The organism is Campylobacter sp. 7477a (assembly GCF_014892335.1).
In the GTDB taxonomy this organism is placed as follows: domain Bacteria; phylum Campylobacterota; class Campylobacteria; order Campylobacterales; family Campylobacteraceae; genus Campylobacter_A; species Campylobacter_A californiensis.
The window spans coordinates 19,079-43,907 of the sequence record NZ_JADBJH010000012.1 but is presented as its reverse complement, the minus strand read 5'-3'; the positions used below and the strand labels follow the sequence as shown (position 1 = coordinate 43,907).

General features: G+C 37.5%; 26 protein-coding genes. 8 read left to right on the top strand and 18 right to left on the bottom strand.

From position 1 onward, the window contains the following. The first annotated feature begins 20 nt into the window (after positions 1-20). From plsY to CCAL5182_RS06985, 5 genes are all read left to right on the top strand, one after another. Complete coding sequence (gene plsY, locus CCAL5182_RS07005) at positions 21-632, top strand: glycerol-3-phosphate 1-O-acyltransferase PlsY (protein ID WP_336610609.1); 612 nt, start codon at positions 21-23, stop codon at positions 630-632. Beyond that, on the top strand, positions 629-955 hold the full coding sequence (locus CCAL5182_RS07000; RefSeq protein WP_336610608.1) for a dihydroneopterin aldolase: 327 nt from the start codon (positions 629-631) through the stop codon (positions 953-955). Before plsY ends, CCAL5182_RS07000 begins: the two co-directional genes overlap by 4 nt. Positions 956-1,031: 76 nt before the next feature. Next, positions 1,032-1,703 carry a homeostatic response regulator transcription factor HsrA gene (gene hsrA, locus CCAL5182_RS06995; protein ID WP_336610607.1) on the top strand — a complete coding sequence of 224 codons (672 nt, stop codon included), beginning with the start codon at positions 1,032-1,034 and terminating at the stop codon, positions 1,701-1,703. A 38-nt stretch (positions 1,704-1,741) separates the two neighbouring features. Then, entirely contained in the window at positions 1,742-3,004 is a 1,263-nt protein-coding gene (locus CCAL5182_RS06990; RefSeq protein ID WP_336610623.1) for a sensor histidine kinase, read from the top strand. Between the two features lie 16 nt (positions 3,005-3,020). Beyond that, on the top strand, positions 3,021-4,463 hold the full coding sequence (locus CCAL5182_RS06985) for a Ppx/GppA phosphatase family protein (RefSeq protein WP_336610606.1): 1,443 nt from the start codon (positions 3,021-3,023) through the stop codon (positions 4,461-4,463). Here CCAL5182_RS06985 and CCAL5182_RS06980 read toward each other — a convergent pair. The 3 genes from CCAL5182_RS06980 to CCAL5182_RS06970 are packed head-to-tail and all read right to left on the bottom strand — an operon-like array spanning position 4,460 to position 6,062. Next, on the bottom strand, positions 4,460-5,332 hold the full coding sequence (locus CCAL5182_RS06980) for an excinuclease ABC subunit A (RefSeq protein WP_169936651.1): 873 nt from the start codon (positions 5,330-5,332) through the stop codon (positions 4,460-4,462). The genes CCAL5182_RS06985 and CCAL5182_RS06980 overlap by 4 nt on opposite strands. Then, positions 5,329-5,646: a flagellar motor switch protein FliN gene (gene fliN / locus CCAL5182_RS06975; protein ID WP_169936653.1), complete on the bottom strand. Its 318-nt coding sequence runs from the start codon at positions 5,644-5,646 to the stop codon at positions 5,329-5,331. Before fliN ends, CCAL5182_RS06980 begins: the two co-directional genes overlap by 4 nt. Continuing rightward, complete coding sequence (locus CCAL5182_RS06970) at positions 5,643-6,062, bottom strand: chemotaxis protein CheX (protein ID WP_169936655.1); 420 nt, start codon at positions 6,060-6,062, stop codon at positions 5,643-5,645. Before CCAL5182_RS06970 ends, fliN begins: the two co-directional genes overlap by 4 nt. A 148-nt stretch (positions 6,063-6,210) precedes the next feature. On the opposite strand from CCAL5182_RS06970, the gene CCAL5182_RS06965 reads away from it, so the two are divergent. Beyond that, positions 6,211-7,164, top strand: coding sequence for a 4Fe-4S dicluster domain-containing protein (locus CCAL5182_RS06965; protein ID WP_336610605.1), 954 nt, complete (start codon positions 6,211-6,213; stop codon positions 7,162-7,164). Next, positions 7,161-7,796: a formate dehydrogenase subunit gamma gene (locus CCAL5182_RS06960; RefSeq protein WP_169936659.1), complete on the top strand. Its 636-nt coding sequence runs from the start codon at positions 7,161-7,163 to the stop codon at positions 7,794-7,796. The genes CCAL5182_RS06965 and CCAL5182_RS06960 overlap by 4 nt, the downstream gene beginning before the upstream one ends. 14 nt (positions 7,797-7,810) lie before the next feature. Here the strand turns inward: CCAL5182_RS06960 and CCAL5182_RS06955 are convergent, their stop codons facing one another. The 6 genes from CCAL5182_RS06955 to CCAL5182_RS06930 are packed head-to-tail and all read right to left on the bottom strand — an operon-like array spanning position 7,811 to position 14,431. After that, a complete protein-coding gene (locus CCAL5182_RS06955; RefSeq protein ID WP_336610604.1) occupies positions 7,811-8,968 on the bottom strand; it encodes an MFS transporter in 1,158 nt (385 codons plus the stop codon). A 50-nt stretch (positions 8,969-9,018) separates the two neighbouring features. Further along, positions 9,019-9,768 (bottom strand): tryptophan synthase subunit alpha, encoded by a 750-nt coding sequence (gene trpA, locus CCAL5182_RS06950; RefSeq protein WP_169936663.1) that lies wholly within the window; start codon positions 9,766-9,768, stop codon positions 9,019-9,021. Next, a complete protein-coding gene (gene trpB / locus CCAL5182_RS06945) occupies positions 9,761-10,942 on the bottom strand; it encodes a tryptophan synthase subunit beta (RefSeq protein WP_336610603.1) in 1,182 nt (393 codons plus the stop codon). Before trpB ends, trpA begins: the two co-directional genes overlap by 8 nt. A 12-nt stretch (positions 10,943-10,954) precedes the next feature. Continuing rightward, positions 10,955-11,587, bottom strand: a complete 633-nt coding sequence (locus tag CCAL5182_RS06940) for a phosphoribosylanthranilate isomerase (RefSeq protein WP_336610602.1) — start codon at positions 11,585-11,587, stop codon at positions 10,955-10,957. Further along, on the bottom strand, positions 11,559-13,154 hold the full coding sequence (gene trpD, locus CCAL5182_RS06935; RefSeq protein WP_336610601.1) for an anthranilate phosphoribosyltransferase: 1,596 nt from the start codon (positions 13,152-13,154) through the stop codon (positions 11,559-11,561). Before trpD ends, CCAL5182_RS06940 begins: the two co-directional genes overlap by 29 nt. After that, positions 13,151-14,431: an anthranilate synthase component I family protein gene (locus tag CCAL5182_RS06930; protein WP_170015977.1), complete on the bottom strand. Its 1,281-nt coding sequence runs from the start codon at positions 14,429-14,431 to the stop codon at positions 13,151-13,153. Before CCAL5182_RS06930 ends, trpD begins: the two co-directional genes overlap by 4 nt. Positions 14,432-14,587: 156 nt before the next feature. On the opposite strand from CCAL5182_RS06930, the gene CCAL5182_RS06925 reads away from it, so the two are divergent. Next, complete coding sequence (locus CCAL5182_RS06925) at positions 14,588-15,328, top strand: sulfite exporter TauE/SafE family protein (protein WP_336610600.1); 741 nt, start codon at positions 14,588-14,590, stop codon at positions 15,326-15,328. Here the strand turns inward: CCAL5182_RS06925 and CCAL5182_RS06920 are convergent. The 9 genes from CCAL5182_RS06920 to dxs all read right to left on the bottom strand — a co-directional run bounded on the left by CCAL5182_RS06920 (position 15,321) and on the right by dxs (position 24,829). Next, entirely contained in the window at positions 15,321-16,799 is a 1,479-nt protein-coding gene (locus tag CCAL5182_RS06920; protein WP_169999867.1) for a class I SAM-dependent methyltransferase, read from the bottom strand. The genes CCAL5182_RS06925 and CCAL5182_RS06920 overlap by 8 nt on opposite strands. Positions 16,800-16,822: 23 nt before the next feature. Beyond that, positions 16,823-17,917 (bottom strand): DNA adenine methylase, encoded by a 1,095-nt coding sequence (locus CCAL5182_RS06915; protein ID WP_169936675.1) that lies wholly within the window; start codon positions 17,915-17,917, stop codon positions 16,823-16,825. Further along, on the bottom strand, positions 17,910-18,986 hold the full coding sequence (gene serC, locus CCAL5182_RS06910; RefSeq protein ID WP_336610599.1) for a phosphoserine transaminase: 1,077 nt from the start codon (positions 18,984-18,986) through the stop codon (positions 17,910-17,912). The genes CCAL5182_RS06915 and serC overlap by 8 nt, the downstream gene beginning before the upstream one ends. A gap of 27 nt (positions 18,987-19,013) precedes the next feature. Then, positions 19,014-20,177, bottom strand: a complete 1,164-nt coding sequence (gene xseA, locus CCAL5182_RS06905; protein WP_336610598.1) for an exodeoxyribonuclease VII large subunit — start codon at positions 20,175-20,177, stop codon at positions 19,014-19,016. Beyond that, entirely contained in the window at positions 20,171-20,329 is a 159-nt protein-coding gene (locus CCAL5182_RS06900; protein ID WP_169936681.1) for a hypothetical protein, read from the bottom strand. Before CCAL5182_RS06900 ends, xseA begins: the two co-directional genes overlap by 7 nt. Further along, positions 20,329-21,039 (bottom strand): bifunctional demethylmenaquinone methyltransferase/2-methoxy-6-polyprenyl-1,4-benzoquinol methylase UbiE, encoded by a 711-nt coding sequence (gene ubiE, locus CCAL5182_RS06895; RefSeq protein ID WP_169936683.1) that lies wholly within the window; start codon positions 21,037-21,039, stop codon positions 20,329-20,331. The genes CCAL5182_RS06900 and ubiE overlap by 1 nt, the downstream gene beginning before the upstream one ends. Positions 21,040-21,055: 16 nt before the next feature. Then, a complete protein-coding gene (locus tag CCAL5182_RS06890; protein ID WP_336610597.1) occupies positions 21,056-22,465 on the bottom strand; it encodes a CYTH and CHAD domain-containing protein in 1,410 nt (469 codons plus the stop codon). A gap of 67 nt (positions 22,466-22,532) precedes the next feature. Further along, complete coding sequence (locus tag CCAL5182_RS06885) at positions 22,533-22,943, bottom strand: Fur family transcriptional regulator (protein WP_169936687.1); 411 nt, start codon at positions 22,941-22,943, stop codon at positions 22,533-22,535. Positions 22,944-23,008: 65 nt separating this feature from the next. After that, complete coding sequence (gene dxs / locus CCAL5182_RS06880) at positions 23,009-24,829, bottom strand: 1-deoxy-D-xylulose-5-phosphate synthase (protein ID WP_169936689.1); 1,821 nt, start codon at positions 24,827-24,829, stop codon at positions 23,009-23,011.

The following is a 24,829-nucleotide window of genomic DNA, read 5'->3' as shown; positions in this document are numbered from 1 at the left end:
AATTTAAACAAGGTTAAGACATGAATGAAAATTTAATAGCATATTTACTAGCATACATACTAGGCGGGATACCTTTTGGGCTCGTTTTTTGCAAACTTTTTTGCAACGTAAATATCACGCACTCTGGCAGTAAAAGTATAGGCGCTACAAATGTTTTACGCGTACTAAAAGAAAAAGAGCCAAAAAAAGCCAAAAAAATAGCCGTCTTAACCGTGGTTTTTGATGTTTTAAAAGGACTTTTGCCATTAATCATCGCAAAAATGATCGGACTTAGCGAGCAAACTCTTTGGGCGATGGCAGTTTTATCAGTTATAGGACACTGTTTTTCACCGTTTTTAAAATTTGAAGGCGGCAAAGGCGTGGCAACGGGAGCCGGGGTGCTTGGGTTTTTTCTACATTTTGAGCTTTTAATAGCACTTGCGGTTTGGTTTATCGTTGGAAAAATACTTAAAATAAGCTCTCTAGCATCACTTCTAGCACTTGTTGCACTTGTTATCTCAAGCTTTATTTTGCACCCAAATTTAGAGATAAACTCACATGCTCCGATATTAATTATCGCCTTTATCGTGGTCTATAAACACGCACCAAATATCAAACGCCTCATTTGCGGCGAAGAGAAAAAAGTGATATGACAATAAAAATCACGACTTTGATTAAGGATTATGAGTTTGAAACCATAATCGGCATGCTTGATTTTGAGCGAGTAAAGCCGCAAAAAATTCGCATAAATGCAAATTTTACAAGCGATGGTTTTATCGACTATGTTGAGATCATAAATTTCATTGAAAATTTTTACAATGAGCATAAATTTCAAAGCGTAGAAGAGTCAGTTGAAAAAATTTCAATTGCTTTAAAGCAAAAATTCAGCAATTTAACAAGTCTAAATTTAGAAATTTTAAAGCTAGAAATTTTAAAAAATGCCCTTGTGGGCGCAAAAGTAGAAAGTATTTATTAAAAATTTATTAAAGTATCTTGAAAAATTGCTTAATTTATGATACAATCGCGCTTAAATTTTAAAACAAGGAATTAAAATGAGAATTTTAATAGTTGAAGACGAGGTAACGCTAAACAAGACCATCGCGGAAGGTCTACAAGAGTTTGGTTACCAAACCGATAGCTCCGAAAATTTCAAAGATGCCGAGTATTATATCGGTATTAGAAATTACGATCTAGTGCTAACAGACTGGATGCTACCAGACGGAGACGGCGTAGACTTAATAAATGTTATCAAACACAAGTCACCTCGCACTTCTGTTGTTGTTCTTTCGGCAAAAGATGACAAAGATAGCGAGATCAAAGCGCTTCGTGCCGGTGCTGATGACTACATAAGAAAGCCATTTGATTTTGATATTTTGGTTGCTAGAATAGAAGCTAAACTTCGCTTTGGCGGAACAAATATCATTAAGATCGACGACCTTATCATTAACCCTGACGAAGAAAAGATAACATACCTAGGACGCGACATAGAGCTTAAAGGCAAACCTTTTGAGGTATTAACACATCTTGCTCGTCACTCTGATCAAATCGTAAGTAAAGAGCAACTTCTTGACGCTATCTGGGAAGAGCCTGAGCTAGTTACTCCAAACGTTATCGAAGTTGCGATCAACCAAATTCGCCAAAAAATGGACAAACCTTTAAATATCTCAACTATCGAAACAGTAAGAAGACGCGGATATAGATTTTGCTTTCCCAAAAAAGCTTAAGAACTAGATTTATATTACAACTGGCATCCGCATCGATGATGCTAGTTGTAATTATCTCGGTAATACTCTACTACTACATCAAGGTAACCATTTTTGAAACTGCCGTTCAGGATCTAAATTTTGAAGCAAAAAGCATAGTTGAAAACAAAGAGAAATTTAATCCAAATAATCTAAAAAATTTTGACATTCAAATACCGCATAAAACGCTAAGTAATGTCCAAATCATACACACTAACACCAAAAAAAACCAAAAACCTTACTACTCTATGCAAAAAGAGGAAACTCATGTTTTTATGACGTTAAACTACCCTTATGATAGTGATTCGTATATGATACTTAAAAAAGATACAACCCTACAAAGTAAAATAGTAGATCAAATTCTAATCGATATCATGATGGTAAACGCAAGTGCGATACTACTGGTGCTTTTTTATGCGTTGTTGCTTTCAAGAATGATGCTAGTACCAATAAAAATACTAACAACAAAACTAACCAATCTTGATGAAAAATTTTTAAAAGAGATAGATTTTAAGCATCTTCCGGAAGAATTCTGTCCGCTTGGAAACAGTATAAATAAACTCATAAATAGGATACAAACCTTTGTAAAATACCAAAAGGAGCTTTTCGTCGGTGTTGCACATGAACTAAAAACACCACTGGCAGTCATGAAAACAAAAAACGAAGTTACTCTTTTAAAAGAACGTGACAAAGAGCGTTATATAGAGGCACTGGTATCAAACAACGAAGCCATAAAAACCATGAATTCCATGATAAGTTCTATCTTAGAGATCGGGCGACAAGAGGGCGCACAATTTGAAGAGCCTGTAAATGTTAATGTTATTAGTTTTTTAGAAAAGCTTGGAAACGGCTTTAAAATTTTAGCTCATCAAGAAAGCAAAGAAGTTATCTTAAATCTTGAGCCAAAAATTTTAAATATGAAAATTCAAACAACATTACTAACTCATGTTATACAAAATTTCGTTCAAAATGCTATCAAATTTTCGCCAACAGGAGCAAAAATAACAATATCTTCAAAGGTTGTAAACTCAAATTTTATAATCGAAGTTACCGATGAAGGCGTCGGCATAGATGAGAGCAAGGATCTATTTGCTCCGTTTAAGAGATTTGGCGATAAGGGCGGAGCCGGACTTGGGTTATTTTTGGCAAAAAGTGCGGCTCAAGCACTGGGAGCTACAGTAAGTATCAAAAATAGAACCGATAGAAGTGGGGCTATTTCTACACTTATCGTGCCTATACAAAATCACAGAATCAAACAAACTTCTATCGGTAAAAAAGTTTAAAACAAGGCAAAGCAAAATGGCAAAAAGAACCGCGGTTATTGATCTTGGCTCAAATTCTATGCGTATGGCAATCTTTGAGCGCACGTCGCGCTGGGCATTTTTTATACTTGGCGAATACAAAATGAAAGTTCGTCTAGGAGAGGGTGGATATGGCTCAAACAATGAAATTTCAGCCCAGTCGTTACAAAAAGCATACGAAGCCTTTAGCGAATTTAAAAATATAGCCAAAAGCTACAAATGCGGTAAAATTTTATGCGTTGGCACAAGCGCTCTTCGTGACGCTCCAAATTCAAGCGAACTTATCTCACTAATCCGCAAGAAACTTGATATCGGCATAAAGGTCATAGACGGCAAAAAGGAAGCTACTTACGGTGCAATAGCCGCAAATAATCTCCTATCGCCGATAAAAGAAGCCGTAACTATAGACATAGGTGGTGGCTCAACCGAGCTAGCTCGCATAAGCAACTCAAAAATCATAGACACGATCTCTCTTGATATCGGAACAGTGCGCTTAAAAGAGCTATTTGCTAAAAACAAAAGCGAAATTTCGACTTTCGTTCAAAATATATCAAAGCAAATTCCGCCACACTTTAAATCCCAAAACATCATCGCTATCGGTGGTAGTTTGCGTGCTATCTCAACTGCAATCATAACAAAGACAAATTATCCCCTAAACACCTTGCATGGCTTTTCTTATAAACTAAGCGATCAGAAAAATTTCATACAAAGCATAATAAACGCCGACTACGACGACTTGAATAAATTTCTAATCAAAAAAGACAGACACGATACTATAAGAGAGGGTGCGCAGATATTTTTAACCATAGCAAATGCACTTGAAGCAAAAACTGTGCACACAAGCGGAGTTGGTGTGCGTGAGGGCGTATTTTTGAGTGACTTTTTGCGTCCTAGTTTAAAATTTCCACAAAATTTAAATCCAAGTGTAAAAAGCCTGCAAGATCGCTTTATGCCTACTGCAAATAAAAACATCATAAGATATGCTAAAGAAATTTTCCTAGCACTTGCACCTATACATGAGCTTAATGAAAGCTATCTTGAGCATCTTCTAACAGCAGCAAGACTGTTTAATATCGGTCAAGAGATCGGCTTTTACGGAGATCATCAAAACTCCGCGTATCTTGTGTTAAACGGGCTAAATTTCGGCTTTACACACGAGCAAAAAACTCTAATCGCAGCCATCATCGGAACAAACGGTAAAAAAACAGTATATGAGTACGAAAGATACAAGGCGCTTTTGCCAAAGCAAGAACACGTCAGATGGTTAAGCTTTATACTAACTTTAGCAAAAATTCTTGATCTAAATTGCAGTGGAACGAAGCTTAAATTTGAGCTCATAGCCTATACACTTCAAATTTACGGAGCTAAAAATTTAATAATGTCAAAAGAGGAGATAAAAAAACTTGCAAAGCCTGAGCTTTTTGCTATCTGCTTTGCTTAGTTCATACTCATCTTGTCTTTATAGTCGCTAAGGCTGTTTTTGCGCTCTTCCAAAAATGAGCCTAGCTTCTTTTTATTATCTTCAAAAAACGCTTGAAAATCCTCTTCGTTTTGTATCTTGTCTTCACCAAAGCTATCAAGCATAACATTTGAGTTGCCGACTATCACAAGATATCTGCGATTTTCATAGCTTAAAAGCATAAGCTTATTGGCCTTATCAAGATGTTTTTCATATATCACGTTTACATCACTATTTTGATTTTTAAGAAGCCAGCTAATAGACTTCGTTTTGTTTGCAGGAGCTTGGGCAGGAGCCGTAAATCCTGAAAAATTTTGCTTACCAAGCATGATCTTTTTAAACACAAACAAGAACAATAAAAGCAAGACAAGGACACCAAGGATTATAAAATACCTTGAGTCCACAACCGGCTCATTACTGTTTTTAGGGGCTGATGTAGACGGGGTTTCTACTTTTACACTTGCTTGTGGCATTGTAGCTACTTGGGCCGGTGTATTTTTCGGGCTTACTCTTATGCGAAGACCAAAACCATCTGTAGTTTTTGAAGCATTTACTACGATAGGATCTTGGGATTTTAAATTTAATATAAGTGAATTCTGCTTAGGTTCGATATCAAATTCTTGTAAAATTTTAGAATTTACAGCCTTGCTTACGGTTTGATCAAAACTTAGCGAATTTAGTATCAAAGACGTTGTATTTTTCTCGCGTTTTTGAAAGATATTTCCCTCATAAGGCGCATCAAAACTTAGCATGATATCTACACGGTCTGTTCTTTCGTAGATATTATATGTAAGTAGATTAGAAGCCAAAATGGGCAAAAAAGATATTAAAAACGTAAGTAAAATTTTCATAAAAGCTCTTTTTTAAAGTATTGTATAACCGACTTAGAGTCTAAAATTTCATTGATACGGATGGCTAGGTTTTTCTCGTAAACCATAACTTCACCCTTGCCAAAAATTCTATTATTTATATAAAGCTCCACGCTCTCTCCTGCAGGCTTTTCAAGATCTACAACAGATCCTGACTCAAGCTTTAAAAGCTCATGCACGCTTATAGTAGTCGTGCCAAGTTCCGCGATGAAGTCAACTCCGATGTCCATCAACTCATCATAGCTTTTAAACAAGCCAACACTGTCTAAATTTTCTAATTTTTCCTCTTCACTCATGCTTTTTTATAGCCTATCTGAAAAGTTCGGTTTTTCATTTTATATATAAATTTTTCATCAAGCTTGACGTGAAATTTATCAACTTCACCGAGAAATTCCGGAGTTCCAAGCTTATATGCGTCATCTTCTTGTTCATTTAGTAAATTTTTTGCTTTGCCGATGATCATGTTTGCTATCTCTTTGCAAAGATCATCAAGGTCATTTCCCTCAAATTCTTTAACTCCAAAAAACGCTTCTAGAAAAATTCTTAACGTATCTTTTTTAAAAAATAGATAAAAATGATACTCTTCTTTGCCTTTATATACAGGAATACTAGCACCATAAAAGCCGTTTCCGATACTTGACCCACTTTCTAGCTTAAAGCCTAAAGTATCAGAGCAAAGATATCTAGTTGATACGTCTATAACGTTTTTCATCTTATTTCCTTAAAAATTTATAACCTCTATTATACTTTGCATTTTCTAAAAAGGTTATAAATTTAGAAACCAAGCCAGCGCCGCACAAGGTAACATTATCACTGAAAATTCGCACTCATACGGGTAGCATTATCAAAAAGGATATGAAATGAACAGACGAAATTTCTTTAAATTTAGCGCCCTGTCTGCTGCTGGCACAGTCGTAACGGCAAATAATGCACAAGCAAGCGAAGTTAAGGACAAAGCAATGGCAAGCATTATCGATATTGATCTTTGCGATGGATGTAAAGACTTTGATATACCGCGTTGCGTAAATGCTTGTCGCACAAAAAATGAGCAAATTTTTCCTGTTCCTAAAAAACCCATCATGCCGTATTTTCCTCAAAAGAAATTTGAGGACTACTCAGATCAAAAAGATAATATCTCACGCCTAACGCCATATAATTTTACCTATATAGAAACGCTAAAGATTGATGAAAAACAGGTATTTATACCGCGCAGATGTATGCACTGCGATCATCCACCATGTCAAAAGCTCTGCCCTTTTGGAGTCATAGGCAAAAGCGACGAGGGTGCTGTAAGTATAGATAAGGATTTTTGCGTTGGCGGGGCAAAATGCAGAGATGTCTGCCCTTGGGGAGTGCCGCAACGCCAAGCAGGAGTTGGTATATATTTAAAAATTATGCCTAAACTTGCAGGCGGAGGCGTGATGTATAAGTGCGATATGTGTGCGGACTTACTTGCTAAAAACCAAAAACCCGTATGCGAAACGGCATGCCCGAAAAATGCCATAAAATTTGGCAAAAAAGATGAGATATTTGCCATTGCAAACGAGATGAAAAAGAGCCGTTTTATATACGGCATGAATGAAAATGGCGGAACCTCCACTATATACGTAAGTTCGGTTGATTTTAACACCATAGACGAAGCTATATCTAAAAAATATAAAGACAAGTCAAAATCCGGGATAATGGATATGAAATTTCACACAAATCCTCTGCGCAACTCTCAAAATCTTGCAATGGCTACGCTAATAGCCCCTATGGCTGCATTAGGTGCTGCAAGCATAGCCGTCATAAAGAGCAAAAAGGATAAAAAATGAATGATAAAGTCATTAGACAGAGCCTGCAAAATCGCATAATCCACTGGGGTATAGCCTTTAGTATTTTTGGGCTAATTGTCACGGGAATTTTACAAATGCCGGTAGCAAAAAGATATAATATAACTAAAGTTTTTGAGTGGAGTGGGGATTATTTTTTTACTCTAAATTTGCACTATATTTTTTCGGCTACGTTGATATTTTTTAGCTTTTATCACATCTTTTATCATGGACTAAAACGTGAATTTGACATAGTTCCAAGAAAAGCAGATATCAAAAATAGCTATCTTGTCATAAAAGCAATGATAAAAAAAGACAAAGAGCCTCCAAGCCCAAAATACCTGCCAGAACAGCGTATCGCCTACGCGGCAGCCGTGTTTATCATTGCTCTTCTTATCGTAACTGGACTAATTAAAGCGTATAAAAATTTATTAGGATTTGATATATCAAATTCACTCTATACCTGGGCGGCCACTTTACATAACGTAGGCCTTGTTTTGATAATACTTTTTATCATAGCTCACTTAATGGCATTTGTCCCAAAGGCAAATAGAGCACTTTTAGGCGGTATGTTTAGCGGTAAAATAGATAAAAAATACGCAAAACACAGACATAGTTTATGGAAAATAGAGTAGAAATTTTTAAAAATTTAAGCTACTTTTAATTTTGGTAGTAAAAATGAAAAAAGAGCCGAAACAACGCAAACTAACGATATAGCGTAAAATGTATATGTTATGGTGTAAGTGTCGGCTATCTTGCCAAAAAACGGTGCGGTTATCCCGCCTATACTAACGGCAAGTCCTAGTGTAACACCGGAAGCTAGCCCTATGTGATTTGGTAAGTAACTCTGCGCTAAAACAACCATAGGGCTATATGACATACCCATAGCGGCTCCAAGCGGTATAATCACGGCAAGTGCCATATAAAAGTTGTCATTTATTGCAAATAAAAAGATCGAAAATAACAAAAAAGTAAATGCAGACTTGATAACCGTGTGGTATCCGTATCTATCAGCCAGCACCCCACCAAGAAGCGTGCCCGCCGCAACAATAGCATAGTAAGTGCTTAGTATAACGCTCGCGCTTGAAGCGGAATTTCCAAATTTACTTATAAAAAATAGAGCCAAAAACGTGTTTATACCGTGAAAAACTATAGACCTACTCATGATCACAACACAAAGATAGCCAAACGCACTCCAGTCATCCTTACTCTCTTTTTGCACTATCTTTTTTGTTTTAATATATGTCCCAAGCTCGCTTATGCCCTTATAATGATATATAAATAACATAGCAAAGATAACTTGAGGCAACAAAAACCATATCATGCCTCTAAGCCCAAAAAGATAAACAACTAAAGATACGAATACCGGACCCAGTGTAAAACCTAAATTTCCGCCAAATGAAAATATACTAATATTAATCGCACGGTTATTATCGTTTGAGGCTTGGTTGATGATCTTTGCGGCTTGAGGATGAAACATCGCCATGCCTATACCGCTTATCGTTACAGCAAAACAAAGTAGATAAAAATTTGAGCTAAATCCAACACAAGACATACCGCCACCTGCTAGTATAAGCCCGATCAAAACTATATATGGGGTATTTTTCTTATCGTTTATATATCCAATAAACGGCTGGACAAACGAGCCTATGATATTTGCATACAAAACAAGCATGGCTGCGGTTGTGTAGTCATAGTTATAAGTAGCGATCAAAAATGGCAAAATAGCGCTTAATGCACCTTGATTAACATCAGAGCAAAAATGCCCAAAAGATATTAGGTATTTATAAATTTTGTTGTTTGTCATTTAATTTTGCCGAGAGTTAAATTTAAAGAGGGGCTTCTCCCTCTTTAAATTTAAAAAAGCTCCGAGATCTTATCCATCAGCTCTTTGCCGCTGTATTTTGCCGTTAGCTCAACTATCGCAGTGCCGATTATCGCACCATCGGCATAGCCTTTGACCTCATTTGCATCAACGCTATTTTTAACACCAAAACCAACTGCAACAGGCAGGTCGCTCTTTGACTTTAGCTCCTTTACCAACATTGCCAAACGCTCATTACTGGCACGTTTTGAGCCGCTTACTCCAATAGCGCCGATAGCGTAGATAAATCCAGATCCAGAAGTTAAAATTTTATCCGTTCTATAGGCTGAAGTTACGCTAATAAGAGGCACAAGCGCTATCTTATGAGCCGTGCAAAGTTTGAAAAATTCACCATTTTCCTCATAAGGCAGATCAGGCACGATAAGCCCGCTTACACCGTATTGCGCGCATGTTTTTACAAATTTTTCCATGCCGTATGAAAATATAAGATTAAAATATATCAAAAACACTATCGGCTTGTTAAATTCACCCTTGCACTCTTTTAAAATTTCAAACACACTATCGGTATTTACGCCGTTTGCTGCTGTAGTAAAACTTGCCTCGGCTATAAGCTTGCCGTCTGCTAACGGATCTGAGTAAGGCACTCCAAGCTCAAGCAGATCAAGCGAACTTTTGTCATAATTTCGCAAAAATTCTTTCGTGTGTTCTATGCTTGGATATCCTGCGACGATATAGCCGATATTTGCCTTTTTGCCATTAAATGCTTCTCTTATCTTATCCATAAATTTTTCCTTTTTCATAACCCATTATCGTATCCATATCTTTATCGCCCCTACCTGAAACGTTAACGACTATCGTCTTTTTAGACTCTAAACTTGGGCAAAGCTTTTCTAAATACGCCAAAGCATGCGAGCTTTCTATCGCAGGAATGATACCTTCAAGCCTTGTCGTAAGTCGCAATGCATTGACACACTCATCGTCAGTTATAGCGTAGTATTTTACACGCTTTATATCATGCAAATGTGCGTGTTGCGGACCAACACCAGGGTAGTCAAGTCCTGCAGATATGCTATGAACCTCCTCTATCATGCCGTAAGCATCCTGAAGCACCATGGTTTTCATGCCATGTATAATACCCTCACGACCGTTTGTAAGAGTTGCCGCATGATAAGGAGTGTTAGCACCAAGACCTCCTGCTTCTATGCCGATTAGTTCGGTGTCTTTATCATCTAAAAATTCGTTAAAAATTCCTATCGCGTTACTTCCTCCGCCAACACAAGCGATGATATAGTCAGTCTTTATGCCATAGTCTTTAAGCTGGGATCTAGTTTCACGCCCTATGATACTTTGAAAGTCGCGCACCATTTTTGGATAAGGATGTGGACCGACAGCCGAGCCTATAACGTAAAACACGCTTTCTATCTCATTTACCCATGCTTGTATCGCAGCCGTTGTCGCCTCTTTTAGCGTCTTTAGACCATCTTCTATGCTAACAACGTTTGCTCCAAGAAGCTGCATGCGGTAAGCATTCAGTTGCTGTCTAGCGATATCAACCGCACCCATATATACATCACACTCTAGCCCTAAAAGTGCCGCCGCAGTCGCACTAGCAACGCCGTGTTGTCCCGCTCCCGTTTCTGCTATGATCTTTTTCTTACCCATCTTTTTAGCAAGCAAAGCTTGCGCTAAAGCGTTGTTTATCTTATGCGCTCCTGTATGGTTTAAGTCTTCTCTTTTTAGATAAATTTCATGCCCATAATGCTCACTTAGGCGCTTTGCATAATAAAGCGGACTAGGACGTCCAACATAATTTTTAAGCAAGTCGTCTAGCTCTGCTTGAAATTGTGCGGTAGATGCGATACTTTCATACGCACTTTCTAGCTCATCAAGCGCAAACATCACGGTTTCAGGCACAAACTGACCGCCGAATTTTCCAAAATACGCCTTTTTATCCATATTTTTTATCCTTTATTCTATTTTCATTTTGTTATTTACTATAGCGGCTAGCACGGCTACCTTGCTTGGAATTTTTATAAATTTTTCATCTTCAAGCTTGCTATTTGCATCTATTACAAGTGGATTAAATTTTAACGCCGCGCATGCGTTGTTTTCATCTATCCCACCTGCTATACCAAAGCTAAACGGCTCTAAATTTTCAAGCTTTTGCCACTCAAAACTAACACCGTTTCCGCCTAAATTTCTTCCTTTGCAGTCATAAAGCACCATGTCGTTTGGTTCATTTGTTTTTGGAAGATCACCCTCTGAGACACTTAAAACACGCCAAACCTCAACATCTAAATTTTTTAGACCAAGATATAAACTTTGGCTTATTTCGCCATGAATTTGAGCCACATTAAGCATTGCAAATTCACAAAGCTCAACTATCTCGCTATCGCTTTGTCCCGCAAAAACACCTACACACTTCCTATCCCGCTCCCGCGCTAAGGCTGAAATTTCCTTTGCCGTATCAGGAGCTACTTGACGCACACTTTGTGCAAATATCACGCCTATATAATCAACATCAAATTCAAGCACATCAAGCGCTTCTTTGACGTTTTTAATACCACAAATTTTAAGACGTGTAGCGTTTAAAGAACTCATAGGATTTCCCGCTTTCTATCGCTTCAAGCACGATCTCTTTGGCATCCATAGGTGTTTTAACCACGTCTGCCGCATATAGTGCAAACATTGCGTTTAGCACGACTATATCAAGCTTTGCGCCCTTTACTTCGCCTCGCAAAGTCGCTTTTAAAATTTCGGCGTTTTCTTCGCCTGTGCCACCCTCTATGTCGGCGTGAAACGCTCTTTTAAAGCCAAATTGCTCCGGTGTTATGCGGTATTCTAAAATTTTACCGTCTCTTACCTCATGAACTAACGTCTCATCGCAAAGTGTGATCTCATCCATGCCGTCCATACCGTGAACAACCAAGGCGTGTTTTCTACCAAGCTTTAAAAGAGTCTTTGCCATTAGTTCGTTCACCTCTTCAAGATAGTTGCCCACCATTTGAAATTTAAGTCCTAAATTCGGGTTTAAAAGCGGTCCTAGCATATTAAAGCAAGTGCCTATTTTCAGACGATCACGCACCTCTTTTACCTCAGCTGTTATTTTATGGAAAAACGCCGCATGGAAAAAGGCCAAATTTTCATTTCTGATCCTCTCGCGATTTTCATCTATGCTTGCGCTTAGTTTTACACCTAGCGCGCTTAACGTATCGCTACTGCCGCTTTTGCTTGTTATGGCTTTATTGCCGTGTTTTGCAACCTTTACACCAAGACTAGCAAGTATAAACGCAACCGTAGTTGAAACATTTATAGTTTTTAACCTATCGCCTCCGGTACCAACTATATCAAACATATCGCTTGGGTCATTATAAGTTATGGAGTATTTTAGGATATTTTGCACCAAAGCCGCAACGCTTTCAGGATAAAGGCTCTTTTCGCTTATAAGCACAAGCAAGCCGGCCAGCTGAACAATGTCGTATTCTTTATCGTTTATAGCTTTGCAAATAACAGCGTAATCAGCCCCATCAAGCATCAGACCCTTTTGTAGTTTTATCATAAATGGTGCAAAATTTACCACTTCATTCTCCTTTATCATCTCTTTTTTGTTTATATTTAAAAAATTATCGATTATTTTTTTGCCATACTGTGAAAAATAGCTTTCAGGATGAAACTGAACACCGTATATTGGGCGATCTTTTACCTTTAAAGCCATCACTACGCCATCATCACTTACAGCCAAACACTCTAAATTTTCGCTAAGTTCATCGACATAAAGCGAGTGATAGCGCATGACGCTAAATTTTTGCGGAAGTCCCGTAAATAATGGCTCGGCATTTAAAATTTCAATATCTGAAGTCTTACCATGAAGAGGCTTTTCAAGACGCTTTATCACACCGCCAAAACATAGTCCGATCGCTTGATGACCCAGACAAATTCCAAGTATCGGCTGGGTTAGATCTGACTTTAAAATTTTTAGACAAATTCCACTATCTTTTGGGTGTTTTGGGCCCGGGCTTAAAATTATTTTTGTAGGATTTAGTGACTTTATCTCACCAAGAGTAATTTTATCGTTTCTAACACATAAAATTTCCTCATCGCTTAGATCCTCTAAATACTGTTTTACATTAAAAACAAAACTATCGTAATTATCAATTAAAAGTATCATCTTACCTCTTTGCAATTATCTCTAAAAACCCTAACGACACTGGCGCGTTTATGGCAAATTTCAGCGTATTCATTCTTTGGAGTAGAGTCATAAACTATACCAGCACCGGCTCCCACAAAAACATCTCTAAAGCCTTTTGTGTCGGTCTTTGCATTAAAAAATGCCGAGCGTATCAATATCGCCATTTGCACGTCACCGTTAAAATGTAAAAATCCTATACCGCCGCCATATATGCCTCTTTGAAGACCTTCAAGCTCAGATATGATCTGCATGGCGCGAATTTTTGGCGTTCCACTAAGTGTTCCTGCAGGAAAAATACTTCTAATAACATCAAGCCACGAAAGGTTATCGCGGCAAATTCCATAAACCTCGCTTACGATATGCATAACACTCTCGTAATACTGAATATGCATTGGATTTTTTACAACTACGCTTCTTGGCTTTGCCACATGTCCGATATCGTTTCGCGCCAGATCTATTAACATCTTATGTTCGGCTAGCTCTTTTTCATCGCTTAAAAGATCGTTTTTTAACCTCTCGTCTTCATTTGCATCGCTTCCTCTTGGACGAGTTCCTGCTATCGGTGCAACGAAAATTTTTTTATCTCTCATTTCAAAAACAAGCTCAGGCGAAGAGCCTACGATATCGCCGTAAGGTGTGGGAAAATGAAACATATATGGGCTTGGATTAAGCGTGCTGAGTTTTTTATAAAACTCCACGCTATCTAAATTTGATGAGATTTTTAGCTGTTTTGCAAGAACAACTTGGAAAACATCGCCCGATCTTACATACTCTTTAGCTTTTTCAACAATATCTTCAAAATGTTTCTTTTCGGCATCTAAATCTGTTAAAATTTGAAATTTTGCCTCTTGATATTTACTCTCTAATGGCTTTAGCTCTTTTAAAAACTCGTAATAATCATTCTTATCGCCGTAAAATGTATAAATTTTACTCACTTTATCAAAATGTAAATAAGCATTTGCATTTGCGTAAAAAAACTCCGGAAATTCATATGCACACTCGCTAGGCTCGGCTATATCTTCAAAAAATTTAACACTTCCGTGAGCAAAAACACCAAAAAGACCCGCAAACGGAGCTTGGCTCTTTTGAAGATTTGCATTATAATATCCCACGAGTGCGTCTAAATCATAATTTTTAGCGTCAAAATATTCGCAGTCTATGCCGATTATCGCTTGAAATTTATCTTCTGCAAGGTAGCTTTTAGGGAATTTGTTTTTGATCTGTTCGTAGTAAAAAATCGGTTCATATAAGAGCATTTGATTTCCGTTATAAAATTTTACTTTCATTATAAATAAAAAAGCTTTGCATTTTTTAAAATTTAAAATTCTTTTTACATTTTAAACAAAATCAATACGCATTTTACACAACTTTAAATTCATTTTGATAAAATTCAAGTTTTATAAGGACTTACCATGCTATTTGCTCTTTTGTTGATTGTTGGCACATTTGTGGGCTTTATCTCGGGATTTTTCGGTATCGGAGGCGGGACTATCATAGTGCCTATCATGCTAGCTTTAGGCTATAACATCAAAACTGCTATAGGCATAAGCATAACGCAAATGTTAATGGGTGCTATCTTTGGCTCATACATGAACTATAAAGCCGGTCTTTTGCGTCTAAACAAAGGAATTTATCTAGGTCTTGGCGGCATGAGCGGGGCTAGTCTTAGCGGATATATCGTGGAGCTTGCACCTGAAATTTTACTAGAGAGTATCTTGCTTGCGACATTTGCTTTTTCTATTTTTAAACTTTATTTTACAACCGTCAGTGAAAATTCTTCACCAAATACTTCAAATTTATTGCTATTTTTAGTAGGTTTTTCAGTTGGAGCTATAGCAATTAGTATCGGTATCGGCGGAGCGGTTTTTATAACACCTATTTTGGTTGGATTTTTAGGGTATGAGATGAAAAAGGCGATTTCCATGGGCGTCTTTTTTGTTATGTTTGCTTCTATTTCGGGATTTATTTCTATGGCATACCATGGGCACGTGGAGTATGCAGAGGGCTTTACTTTGGGTATCGGTGCGCTTTTAGGAGTTTATTTTGGCACAAAAACAACTCACAAAACAGACAAAAAAGTTCTTAAAAAATGGTTCTTACTTCTTTATCTGGTCATGAGTTCGTTGATGATAAAAAAGATATTTTTTAGTTAAAATTCTCTAAAAAATACGCCTCGCTTAGCTTGTTGCTAAGCTTATTTAAAAACTCATCCGCATTTTTTAGAGCAAGCGAGGTTTTTATCTCTTCAAGGCTATTTTGACCATCAAATTTTAATGCCGCTTTAGCTTCGCTAGGAGTTAGCTCAACTTTTAAATTTAGCTCATTTGCAAGCAGTATCACAGGACTTGGCTCGTTTATAAAATACTCAAGATAACGTGCAACACAAGGTTTTATGCGAATTTTGCCCTTTTTGTATTTTACATGATGAAATTTCTTTGGCGCTATGCTAACATTTTGTGTGGCAAAAATTTCGATAAGTTGCGAATAAGTGCTTTGCAAATCCTGCTCTAACATATTTGATAGCTCTGACAAATTTAAACTTTGCGGATATGCGTTTTTTAATGCCTCATAAACTGCGTTACCGCTTTTATCGTCTCTTGAGTGAAGGATAAAATTTAATTTACTAAATTCATTCACGCCGATATCCATATCAAAGTCACTCTTGCCGCCTAAAATTTCACTCTTCATAACAAGACTTTTTCTAAACGAGCGATTAAGCATAAAGTCCCTCATCTGCTCGCCCTCTATACGACTTGGGTAGTTTTGCGAGATATGAGCGTCAAAGCGGTAAATCCCAAGACTGTTTCTAAAAATGTCATCAAGCCCTGCATCTATAAGATAGCAAAGCCCGCTCTTCTTAAGAGAAGCGGCAAATTTATAAAAATACATTGGGTCATTTGAAGTCTCTAAAAAATCATGCAAAACATAATAGTCATGTCCTTTTTTGATGATATTTTGCAAGAAATTTGCCTGAGTTAGTAAAAGCTGGGTGCTATCCCTTAGGGTCGGATCATTTTGCGCTTGTAAATTTATTCTAAGATAATCACTTAAAAATTTAAGCTCTTTTTTTGCTTTTTCAAGTCTACTTGTTTGATCTTTTTGAGTAGATGAAACAAATATCATATAATCACGCAAAATATCAAAACTCTTCCAACCCGGATAGACATTATATGAGATATAGGCTATGCCATTTTGGCTTAAAAGCTCGTGTATAAGGCGTAAGATAGCCTCTTTAACCTCATCGCAAACCCAGCTATAAAGCCCATGTGCGATAATATAGTCAAATTTGCCAAGCTCTTTCAACTTATCTTTGTCGATACTTAGGATATCTTTTTCGATAAGTTTAAAATTTTCAAGGCCCATGCCTTTGGCTATCTCGTTACCGACTTTAACCTGAGTGCTTGAGATATCAATACCAACAATATCGGCTTGGCTGTTATGGACTGCAAATGGAAGGATATTGCCACCGTAAGCGCAACCAAGCTCAAGCACACGAGCGGTATTTGCCTTTGGTGCATCTAAGCCTAAAAATTCAGCTACCGACTGAAGTCTTAACGGCGAGCAGTCTGCAAACGCAGCTGAAAAATAAGGGAATTCATCATAGTATTCTTTTACGTTTTGCATTTTTATCCTGGATTTATTGTTATTTATGCTTTTTGTAAAACATAAAGCATCTCTTTGACGTAAGTATCTCTTGCGCCCAAATTTCTACTACCTCTAAAGGCGTTATATCGTTGTTCTAAAATTTTTAGTTCGCCCATTTTGGCAAGATTATGGACAAAATTTTCTCTTGTTATAAAGCCCTCTGAGTTAAACGAGATAAGTACAAACCGCGCTTTTAGTGAATTTATAAGGTCAAAAAATGCTTCGGGCGCTTTTGTCTTTTGGTTGTAAACAGAGCGGTTCCAGTCTTGCGAGATACCGGATACTTTTGAAATTTCACTTGGTCTTTCGTTTTTAGCGATCAAATTTAGCATGAAGTAATTTGAACTATAAGGGTGCTGGTTATAAGGAGGATCAAGATATACAAGATCAAGCGTGTCAAGATCTGAAACAATGGCGTTTGCATCCTTTTGAAACACCGTATACGGCACACTAAAATTTGAAAAAACAGGCATTTTAAGCAAGATATCGCCGGTTATTCGTTTTAATGCGTTTTGCCCCTCTCCTCCGTATTGTCCTATGCCCTGTTTGTTTTTATAAAATCCCTTAAACACGCCGCTTGTATTTGCGCGGTTGCTAGCCTCATAAAGCAAGGGTGCGATAAAGAATTTTTGCATTTCACAAGGTAGATCATCGATCAAATTTCTAGCCGTATCGATAAATATCGCATTTTTTCTAGTGTAAAAGGCACGTTCGCCTTTTTGTATGTTTTTATCATCTTTTGGCGCATAAAGCTCTGTTATAAACCCTGGCTTTAGTTCCTTGTTTATACGCTTTACAAATGCTTGATATGATGCTTTTAAATGTGTCTTAAACTCTTCATCGGCATTGTATAGATAGCATTCGTTTGCTATACGCGAGTAAAGCTCGATGTCGTTTGCTATTATAAAATTTGAATGCTGTTTTAAAAACCTAGCCACTATGCCAGAGCCTGAAAACAGATCACCACAGCTAAGTTTATCTTTATCAAGCTTGCTCTTGGCATACTTTACGCCCTGCCCGATAAGCCCGAGCAAGGCGCGTTTGTTGCCAAGATATGTTAAAATTTGTTCTTTTAAAAAGGCGGGATTTTCAGCCATTTTTACGAGCAAATTCTTTCATAAAATCAACCAAAACTTTTACATCGTTTTGACTTACGGCATTGTAGATTGAAGCACGTATGCCACCTAAATGACGATGTCCTTTAAGCCCTAGCATGTTGTGTTTAAGCGCTTCTTCTACAAACAAAGGCTCAAGGGTGGCATCAGGAGTGATGTTATAGCTTACATTCATTACTGAACGATGCTCTTTTTGTGCGTGTCCTTTGTAAAAGCCACTAGATTCGTCAATCGCATCATAAAGCAACTTAGCCTTAGCGTCATTACGAGCTTTTATGCCTTCTAGTCCGCCATTATCCATTATCCACTGCATTGTTAAATTTAATAAATATATCGCAAATGTCGGCGGTGTATTATAAAGACTTTTTGCGTCCGCATGGGTTTTGTATCGTAAAAATGTCGGCACATTTTGACTACTTACGCGCTCTATCAAATCCTTTCTTATTATCACGATAGTTACACCACTAGGACCGGCATTTTTCTGTGCTCCGCCGTATAAGATACCAATATCACTAAAATCAAGTGGCTGCGAGAAGAAGTCACTACTTGCATCAACAACAAGCGGTGCTTTACTTTTTGGAAGTGCTTTATACTGAGTGCCATATATCGTGTTGTTTGAGCAGATATAAGTATAGTCTGCATCATCGCCAAATTTTATCTCGGGGATATAGCTAAATTTATCATCTTCGCTTGAAGCTGCGACACGGACATTTACACCCATTAGCTTTGCTTCTTTTATGGCCTTGTTTGTCCAAACGCCCGTGTTTGCATACTCACACACGCCGCCTTGACTTAAATTCATCGGTATCATAGCAAACTGCAAATGTGCTCCGCCTTGTAAAAATAGCACCTCATACTCATCGCCTATACCATAAAGCTTTTTAATCTTATCCATCGCGCCAAAATGCACCTCTTCATAGGTTTTTGAGCGATGTGAAATTTCCATAACAGAGTAACCCTCTCCTCTATAATCAACAAGCTCTGACTGCGCGTGTTCTAGCACGCTCAAAGGTAGTCCCGTAGGTCCTGCACTAAAATTTATCATTCTCATGTTTGCTCCTTAAATTTTGGCTGTTATCTATAAAATTTTTGCTTTTTTAATGGCGTTTTGTCCGACAAGTTCTACTTCGTCGCCCGCTTGCAACTCTTCAAGTATAGCATTTGTGTTATTTAAGCGCACTTGAATTAAGCCTTTTGTGCTCTCAAAAAAGCTCTGGCGTGCCTTATATGTAGCATTTAACTCATTTATCTTGCTCTCAAGCTTTAAAATTTTACCCCTTAAAAGCATATCAAGCTTTTGAGAACTTGCTAAAATTTGTGCTATTTTAAGATCAATTTTGACTTTTAGGGCATTCGTAGAAAGCTTTGCCATGATAAAATTTAGTCTATTTTCAAACTTTGAAATTTTTTGTAGCATAACCGTATCAAGCGACTTTTCAACAGCGTCTAAATATTGTAGAATTTCATTTTCATCTGGCAAAATTTGCATCATAGCAGCTGTTGGGGTCGGTGCCCTAAAGTCAGCCACAAAGTCACTTATGACATAGTCTATCTCATGCCCTATCGCCGATATTACAGGCGTTTTAGCGTCAAATATCGCCCTAGCAAGACCCTCATCGTTAAAACACCACAAGTCTTCCCTACTACCGCCTCCGCGCGCCAATATAATCACATCAACGCCATATCCGTCAGCTTTTTTAAGCGCACTTATGAGCGAGGTTGGTGCATTTTGACCTTGAGTTAATGCATCAAATATAAAAATTTCAGTCAGCTTCCAGCGAGAGTTAGCGACCTTTAGCATGTCTTGTAAAGCCGCAGAAGTTGCCGAAGTAACAAGTGCGACCTTACGAGGCATACGCATAAGTTGCTTTTTGTAAGACGCGTCAAAAAGCCCCTCTTTTGATAGCTTTTCTTGGAGTTGCTTAAACGCAAGTTCTAGCTCGCCCTCGCCGTCAGGACGCATGGATGAGGCGATAAGCTGATAGCTCCCGCTTGGTGTATAAAGCGAAATTTTACCGTAAATTTGCACCTTCATACCATCTTTAACGTCAAATTTAAGTTTGGCATTACTCATACGATACATTACGCACAAAATCGCCGCTCGCTCGTCCTTTAGTGTAAAATACCAATGCCCAGAGCCATGCTTTGTAAGACGCGAAATTTCACCGACTACTTCAACATACTCAAAATGCGTCTCAAGCAAAGCCTTAGCTTGTTCGTTTAACTCAGATACGCTTAGCATTTTGCACCGTTAAAATTTATTAAATCTTTGGCATAAATTTTTAGTGTATTCATAAATTTTTGAACGTTAATTACAATGTGTTTTTTCTTAAGCGTAGTAGATTTTAAAATTTTAAAATCAACCGCAGGCACAAGAAAAGACCAAGCGGTCATTAGCGCACTTTCTTTGCGATAAATAGCGTTGAGATATCCATACTAAAACCGCGACACACCTCAACTTCAAATCCCGCTTCATAAAGCTCATCACAAAAAGTCTTTGCGTCTAAGAAATTCTCTATCGAGCTTGGCAGGTATTCGTAAGCCTCTTTGTTTTTAGAGATAACTCCGCCTATACGAGGTAAAATTTTACTAAGATAAAAGTCCCTTATCGATGTTATAAGACCTTTTTTACTGCGTTTTGTAAATTCAAGCACAACCACATAACCGCCTGGTTTTAAAACACGGTTAAACTCACGTAGTGCAGCCTTACGCTCTACTACGTTTCTTATGCCATAACTTATACTTAAAATTTGAGCAAATTCATCACCTAAAGTCGTGTTATCCGCATAAGCTTCGATAAATTTAAAATCCGGAAATTTAAGTCTTGCAGCATCAAGCATGCCACTTGAAGGGTCAACCCCCACAAGCTCGTCTATATGAACTCCAAATTCACGTGCCATACTCTTCCAAATACCCATCATATCGCCTGTTCCACACGCTACGTCTACGATATTTATACTTTGTGCGCGAAATTTTTCAAGCATGTATCTGCAAGCAAATTTACGCCAGCTAACATCTATGCCAAGACTCAAAACACGATTTGCCAAGTCATAAGTAGGCGCTATCTCATTGAACATTTGAACTATTTTTTGTTGTTTTTCCATAAATTTTAAGACCTTTTTAAATGTAATAATACTTTAATTTTCGTGAAATTTTACATGTTTTTTCGACAAATTTTACCCTTTTTTGCAAAATTTCTTCTCTTAGTTTATAAATTTGTTTATAAATTTTTGACTGTAGTTTTTTCACTCTTTGGCTTGGCGGCATTTTGTCTAAAATTTCAAGCCATATATCGCGATCTTGAAGCGAGCCAAAAAGCTCTTGCATAAATTTAAGACGACTTTCGTATTTTTTAAAATTCCCGACATAAAGAGTGTTTGAAAAATACTCCATAGCATATCTTAAACGCTTAAGTTCGATCCTGATCTTATGAAATTTTTCGTTTGCACTTTTTTCATTTAGGGCCATGATCTTGCGCTCAAATGCCACAAGTTCTCTTCGTATATGATATGACGCGACTGTTTTTAGATCAAGCTTGGCTTTTGGACCGTTATAAAAGTCGCTTTCTTCTTTTAAGAACAACTCCCAATCATCTAAAAATTCATAATTTTTAACATCGCTTAGAAATTTTTTTATCTCTTCGCTCTCTTTTTCATTGGCTTTACTTATAAAATACACTATCTCATCAACATTTTTTTGAGAGCTCAAAAAGTCCAAAAATACATCAAAATCACGTTTTAGGTTTGTAGAATTTGCCAAAATTTTAAATTTATCACTAAAAATTTCAGTCGTTTTTTGGTCAAAAATATCACTAAACATACGAAGCAAAGAGCGATTTTTACGTAAATTTACGCGAAACTGATGAAGCACCTCCTCATCAAATGTCAAAAGATACTCATCTTTGTATTTTTTGATATTATTTAAAATTTTAAAAAACAAAACTCTAAACGCCTCTTTGCTGTCCATGTTAGGTGGAAATTTAAGCTCGACATCGCTATTTTCCAAAACATTAAAGATATTGTTTATACTAAAATTTACATTTGGATCGCCGCATATCGCAAGATTTTTATTTTTATATCTTGCATCACATGTAACATCGCTGTGTATAAAATTTGAAAAAAATTCAGGCAGCTTATAAAAAACGGCAGTTTGCTCATCTTTAAATTCAACCTCAAACGTGCAAAGTCCGTTTAGTTCAGCGTTAAAAATGTCGATATTGCAGGAGTTATTGTTTAGCTTAAAGAGATAACGATCTTTTTGTATAAGTGTGCCGATGCGATTTTTAAGAGCCTCTTTAAACTCTTTTTTGTCGCACTCGCACTCGTTTTCTTCGCGTATAAGTCCTTTGCCGATTTTAATGGTTTTTATAAATTTACCATCTTCGCTTCGGTATCTTATCTCTTCGTTTTTTGTGATTTTTATGTAAAATTGCAAAATTTCAAGGTGCTTAAATTTCAAACCTTCTTTTTCTAAGAAACTAATAATTTCAGCATCATGAAGCAAAAATTTACGCTCTATCTCTAAACCCATCAATGCCCCCTGAAATTTTTTATATATTTTATCAGGTTATGGCTTAAAATGCGAAAGAAAGCGCCTTTTATCTACAATGTTTACAGCTTTTTACACTCGCTACTATGTTTAATCTCTCTATGATATTGCAAAGTTTTTGCTCTAATTTCTCTTGGTATTTTCCAAGCTCAGAGTCTTCGTAGCTTACATCTTCAACATTTCCGCAACCCTCGCAAACAACGTGTATATGCGGATGCTCGTAGATGTCGTATCTTGGTTTTTGATTTACGATATTAACCTCGACAACAAGACCTTCATCTTTTAAGGTATTTAAATTTTTATAAACGGTTGCCAGCGAGATCGATGGGTTTTCTTTTAAAATTTCCTCATAAAGTTCATCGATAGTCGGGTGTGTGTGACGATCAAGTATCTTTAAAACACTCAATCTTTGCGGTGTCACTTTTAGTCCAGAGTGTTTTAACATTGATATATGCTGCATATTATTTCCTATTTTTTAGAGAATAATACTACATTTACTTTTAAAAATGGCTTTATTATCTAATATTAATTATCTAATAATAATTTTTGGGCTATTTGTTCTGCACTTATACCAAGATAGTTTTCAACTTCTGCGGTATTACCGTGTGGAATAAAAGCGTCATTATACTCAAAACTTGCTATAGATACGTCATAAATTCTATTGTCTTGCAAAAATGCGCTTAAAATTTCACCTACTCCGCCTTTTTTGGCGCTATCGCTAATGATATACCATTTTTTGCAGCTCTTACTAAGCTCCAAAAGCATCTCTTTATCAAGCGGCTTTACAAATACCAAATCAACAAGACTCACATCAAGGCTATCCTTGAGTAAATTTCTTACACTAAGACCCTTTGCAACAGCATTACCGTAACAAATTATCGCCGTGTCAGCGCTTCCTTTGATTAAAATTTCGCCTTTGCCAAGCCTAAAATCCTTTGCCTCAAATTCATCATTTAAACCAAAAGCTCCACGAGGATAGCGAAAAGCGCTAACTCCTTTGTAACGATAGGCAAATTCCATGGCTTTTTTCATGCTAGTTTCGCAACGTGGGGCAAACATCACAACATTTGGGATAGCGTTTAAAAAGCTTATATCAAAAGCACCCTGATGTGTCTCTCCGTCTTCTCCGACTATGCCGGCTCTATCCATAGCAAATGTGATATTTAATTTTTGTATACAAGCATCATGTATAAGCTGGTCGTATGCGCGCTGCATAAAAGTAGAGTAGATAGCAACGAACGGTTTAAAGCCCTCTTTTGCCATCGCCGACATTGAAGTTACCGCGTGTTGTTCAGCGATCGCCACATCCCAAAAACGCTCTGGAAATTTTTCTATCAAAGCGTCTAGCCCCGTGCCTGTTGGCATGGCTGCTGTTACACCGACGATGTCGCTATGCTCTCCAGCCATCTTTAAAAGATGTTCGCTAAATATTGCCGTGGCTGACTTGTTTGACTGTTTTTTTATAAATTCCCCGCTCTTTAGGTCAAATGGACCAACCCCGTGCCAACCGGCAAGATAACCCTCTGCATACTCGTATCCTTTGCCCTTTAAAGTCTGAACATGCACGATAACAGGCTTTCTCATCGCTTTTGCTGTTTCAAAAGTGCTTAGAAGCGAAGAGAGATCATGCCCGTTTACCGGACCTATATACTCAAGTCCTAACTCTTCAAAAAACATACCAGGAGTGATAAGTCTTATGCCCTCTTCCATCCTGCGCGCCATGTAAGCGGCACCGTCTGGCATATACTCTAAAAATTTCTCGACTCTGCCTTTAAATTTTTGGTAAAACTGTCCAGCCATCATCTGGCTTAAATACTTGCTAAGCGCGCCGATGGGTTTACTTATGCTCATTTCATTATCGTTTAGCACGATAACACATGGGTATTTTCGGTCGCCTAACTCATTTAACGCCTCATACGCCATACCTCCGCTAAGCGAACCGTCACCGATAATAGCAACAGGTATGCGGTCTTCATTCTTTAGTTTTATTGCCTTTGCTGCGCCCACGGCTAGCGATATAGATGTAGAGCTGTGCCCCGCGATAAAGTAGTCAAATTTACTCTCACTGGGCTTTGTATATCCGCTTACGCCTCCAAATTTACGCAAGGTATCAAACTGATCCCAGCGTCCGGTTAGTAGCTTGTGCGCGTAACTTTGATGGCTTACGTCAAATATAAAAGGATCTTTTTTGACATCAAAAATATAATGCATAGCTACGATGATCTCGACTGCACCGATATTAGAGCTTAAGTGTCCGCCGTTTTTGCTTACGGTTTGTAAAATTTTATCTCTAAGCTTATGGCAAAGCTCGTTTAGTTCTTCTAAATTTAATCTTTTAATATCCAA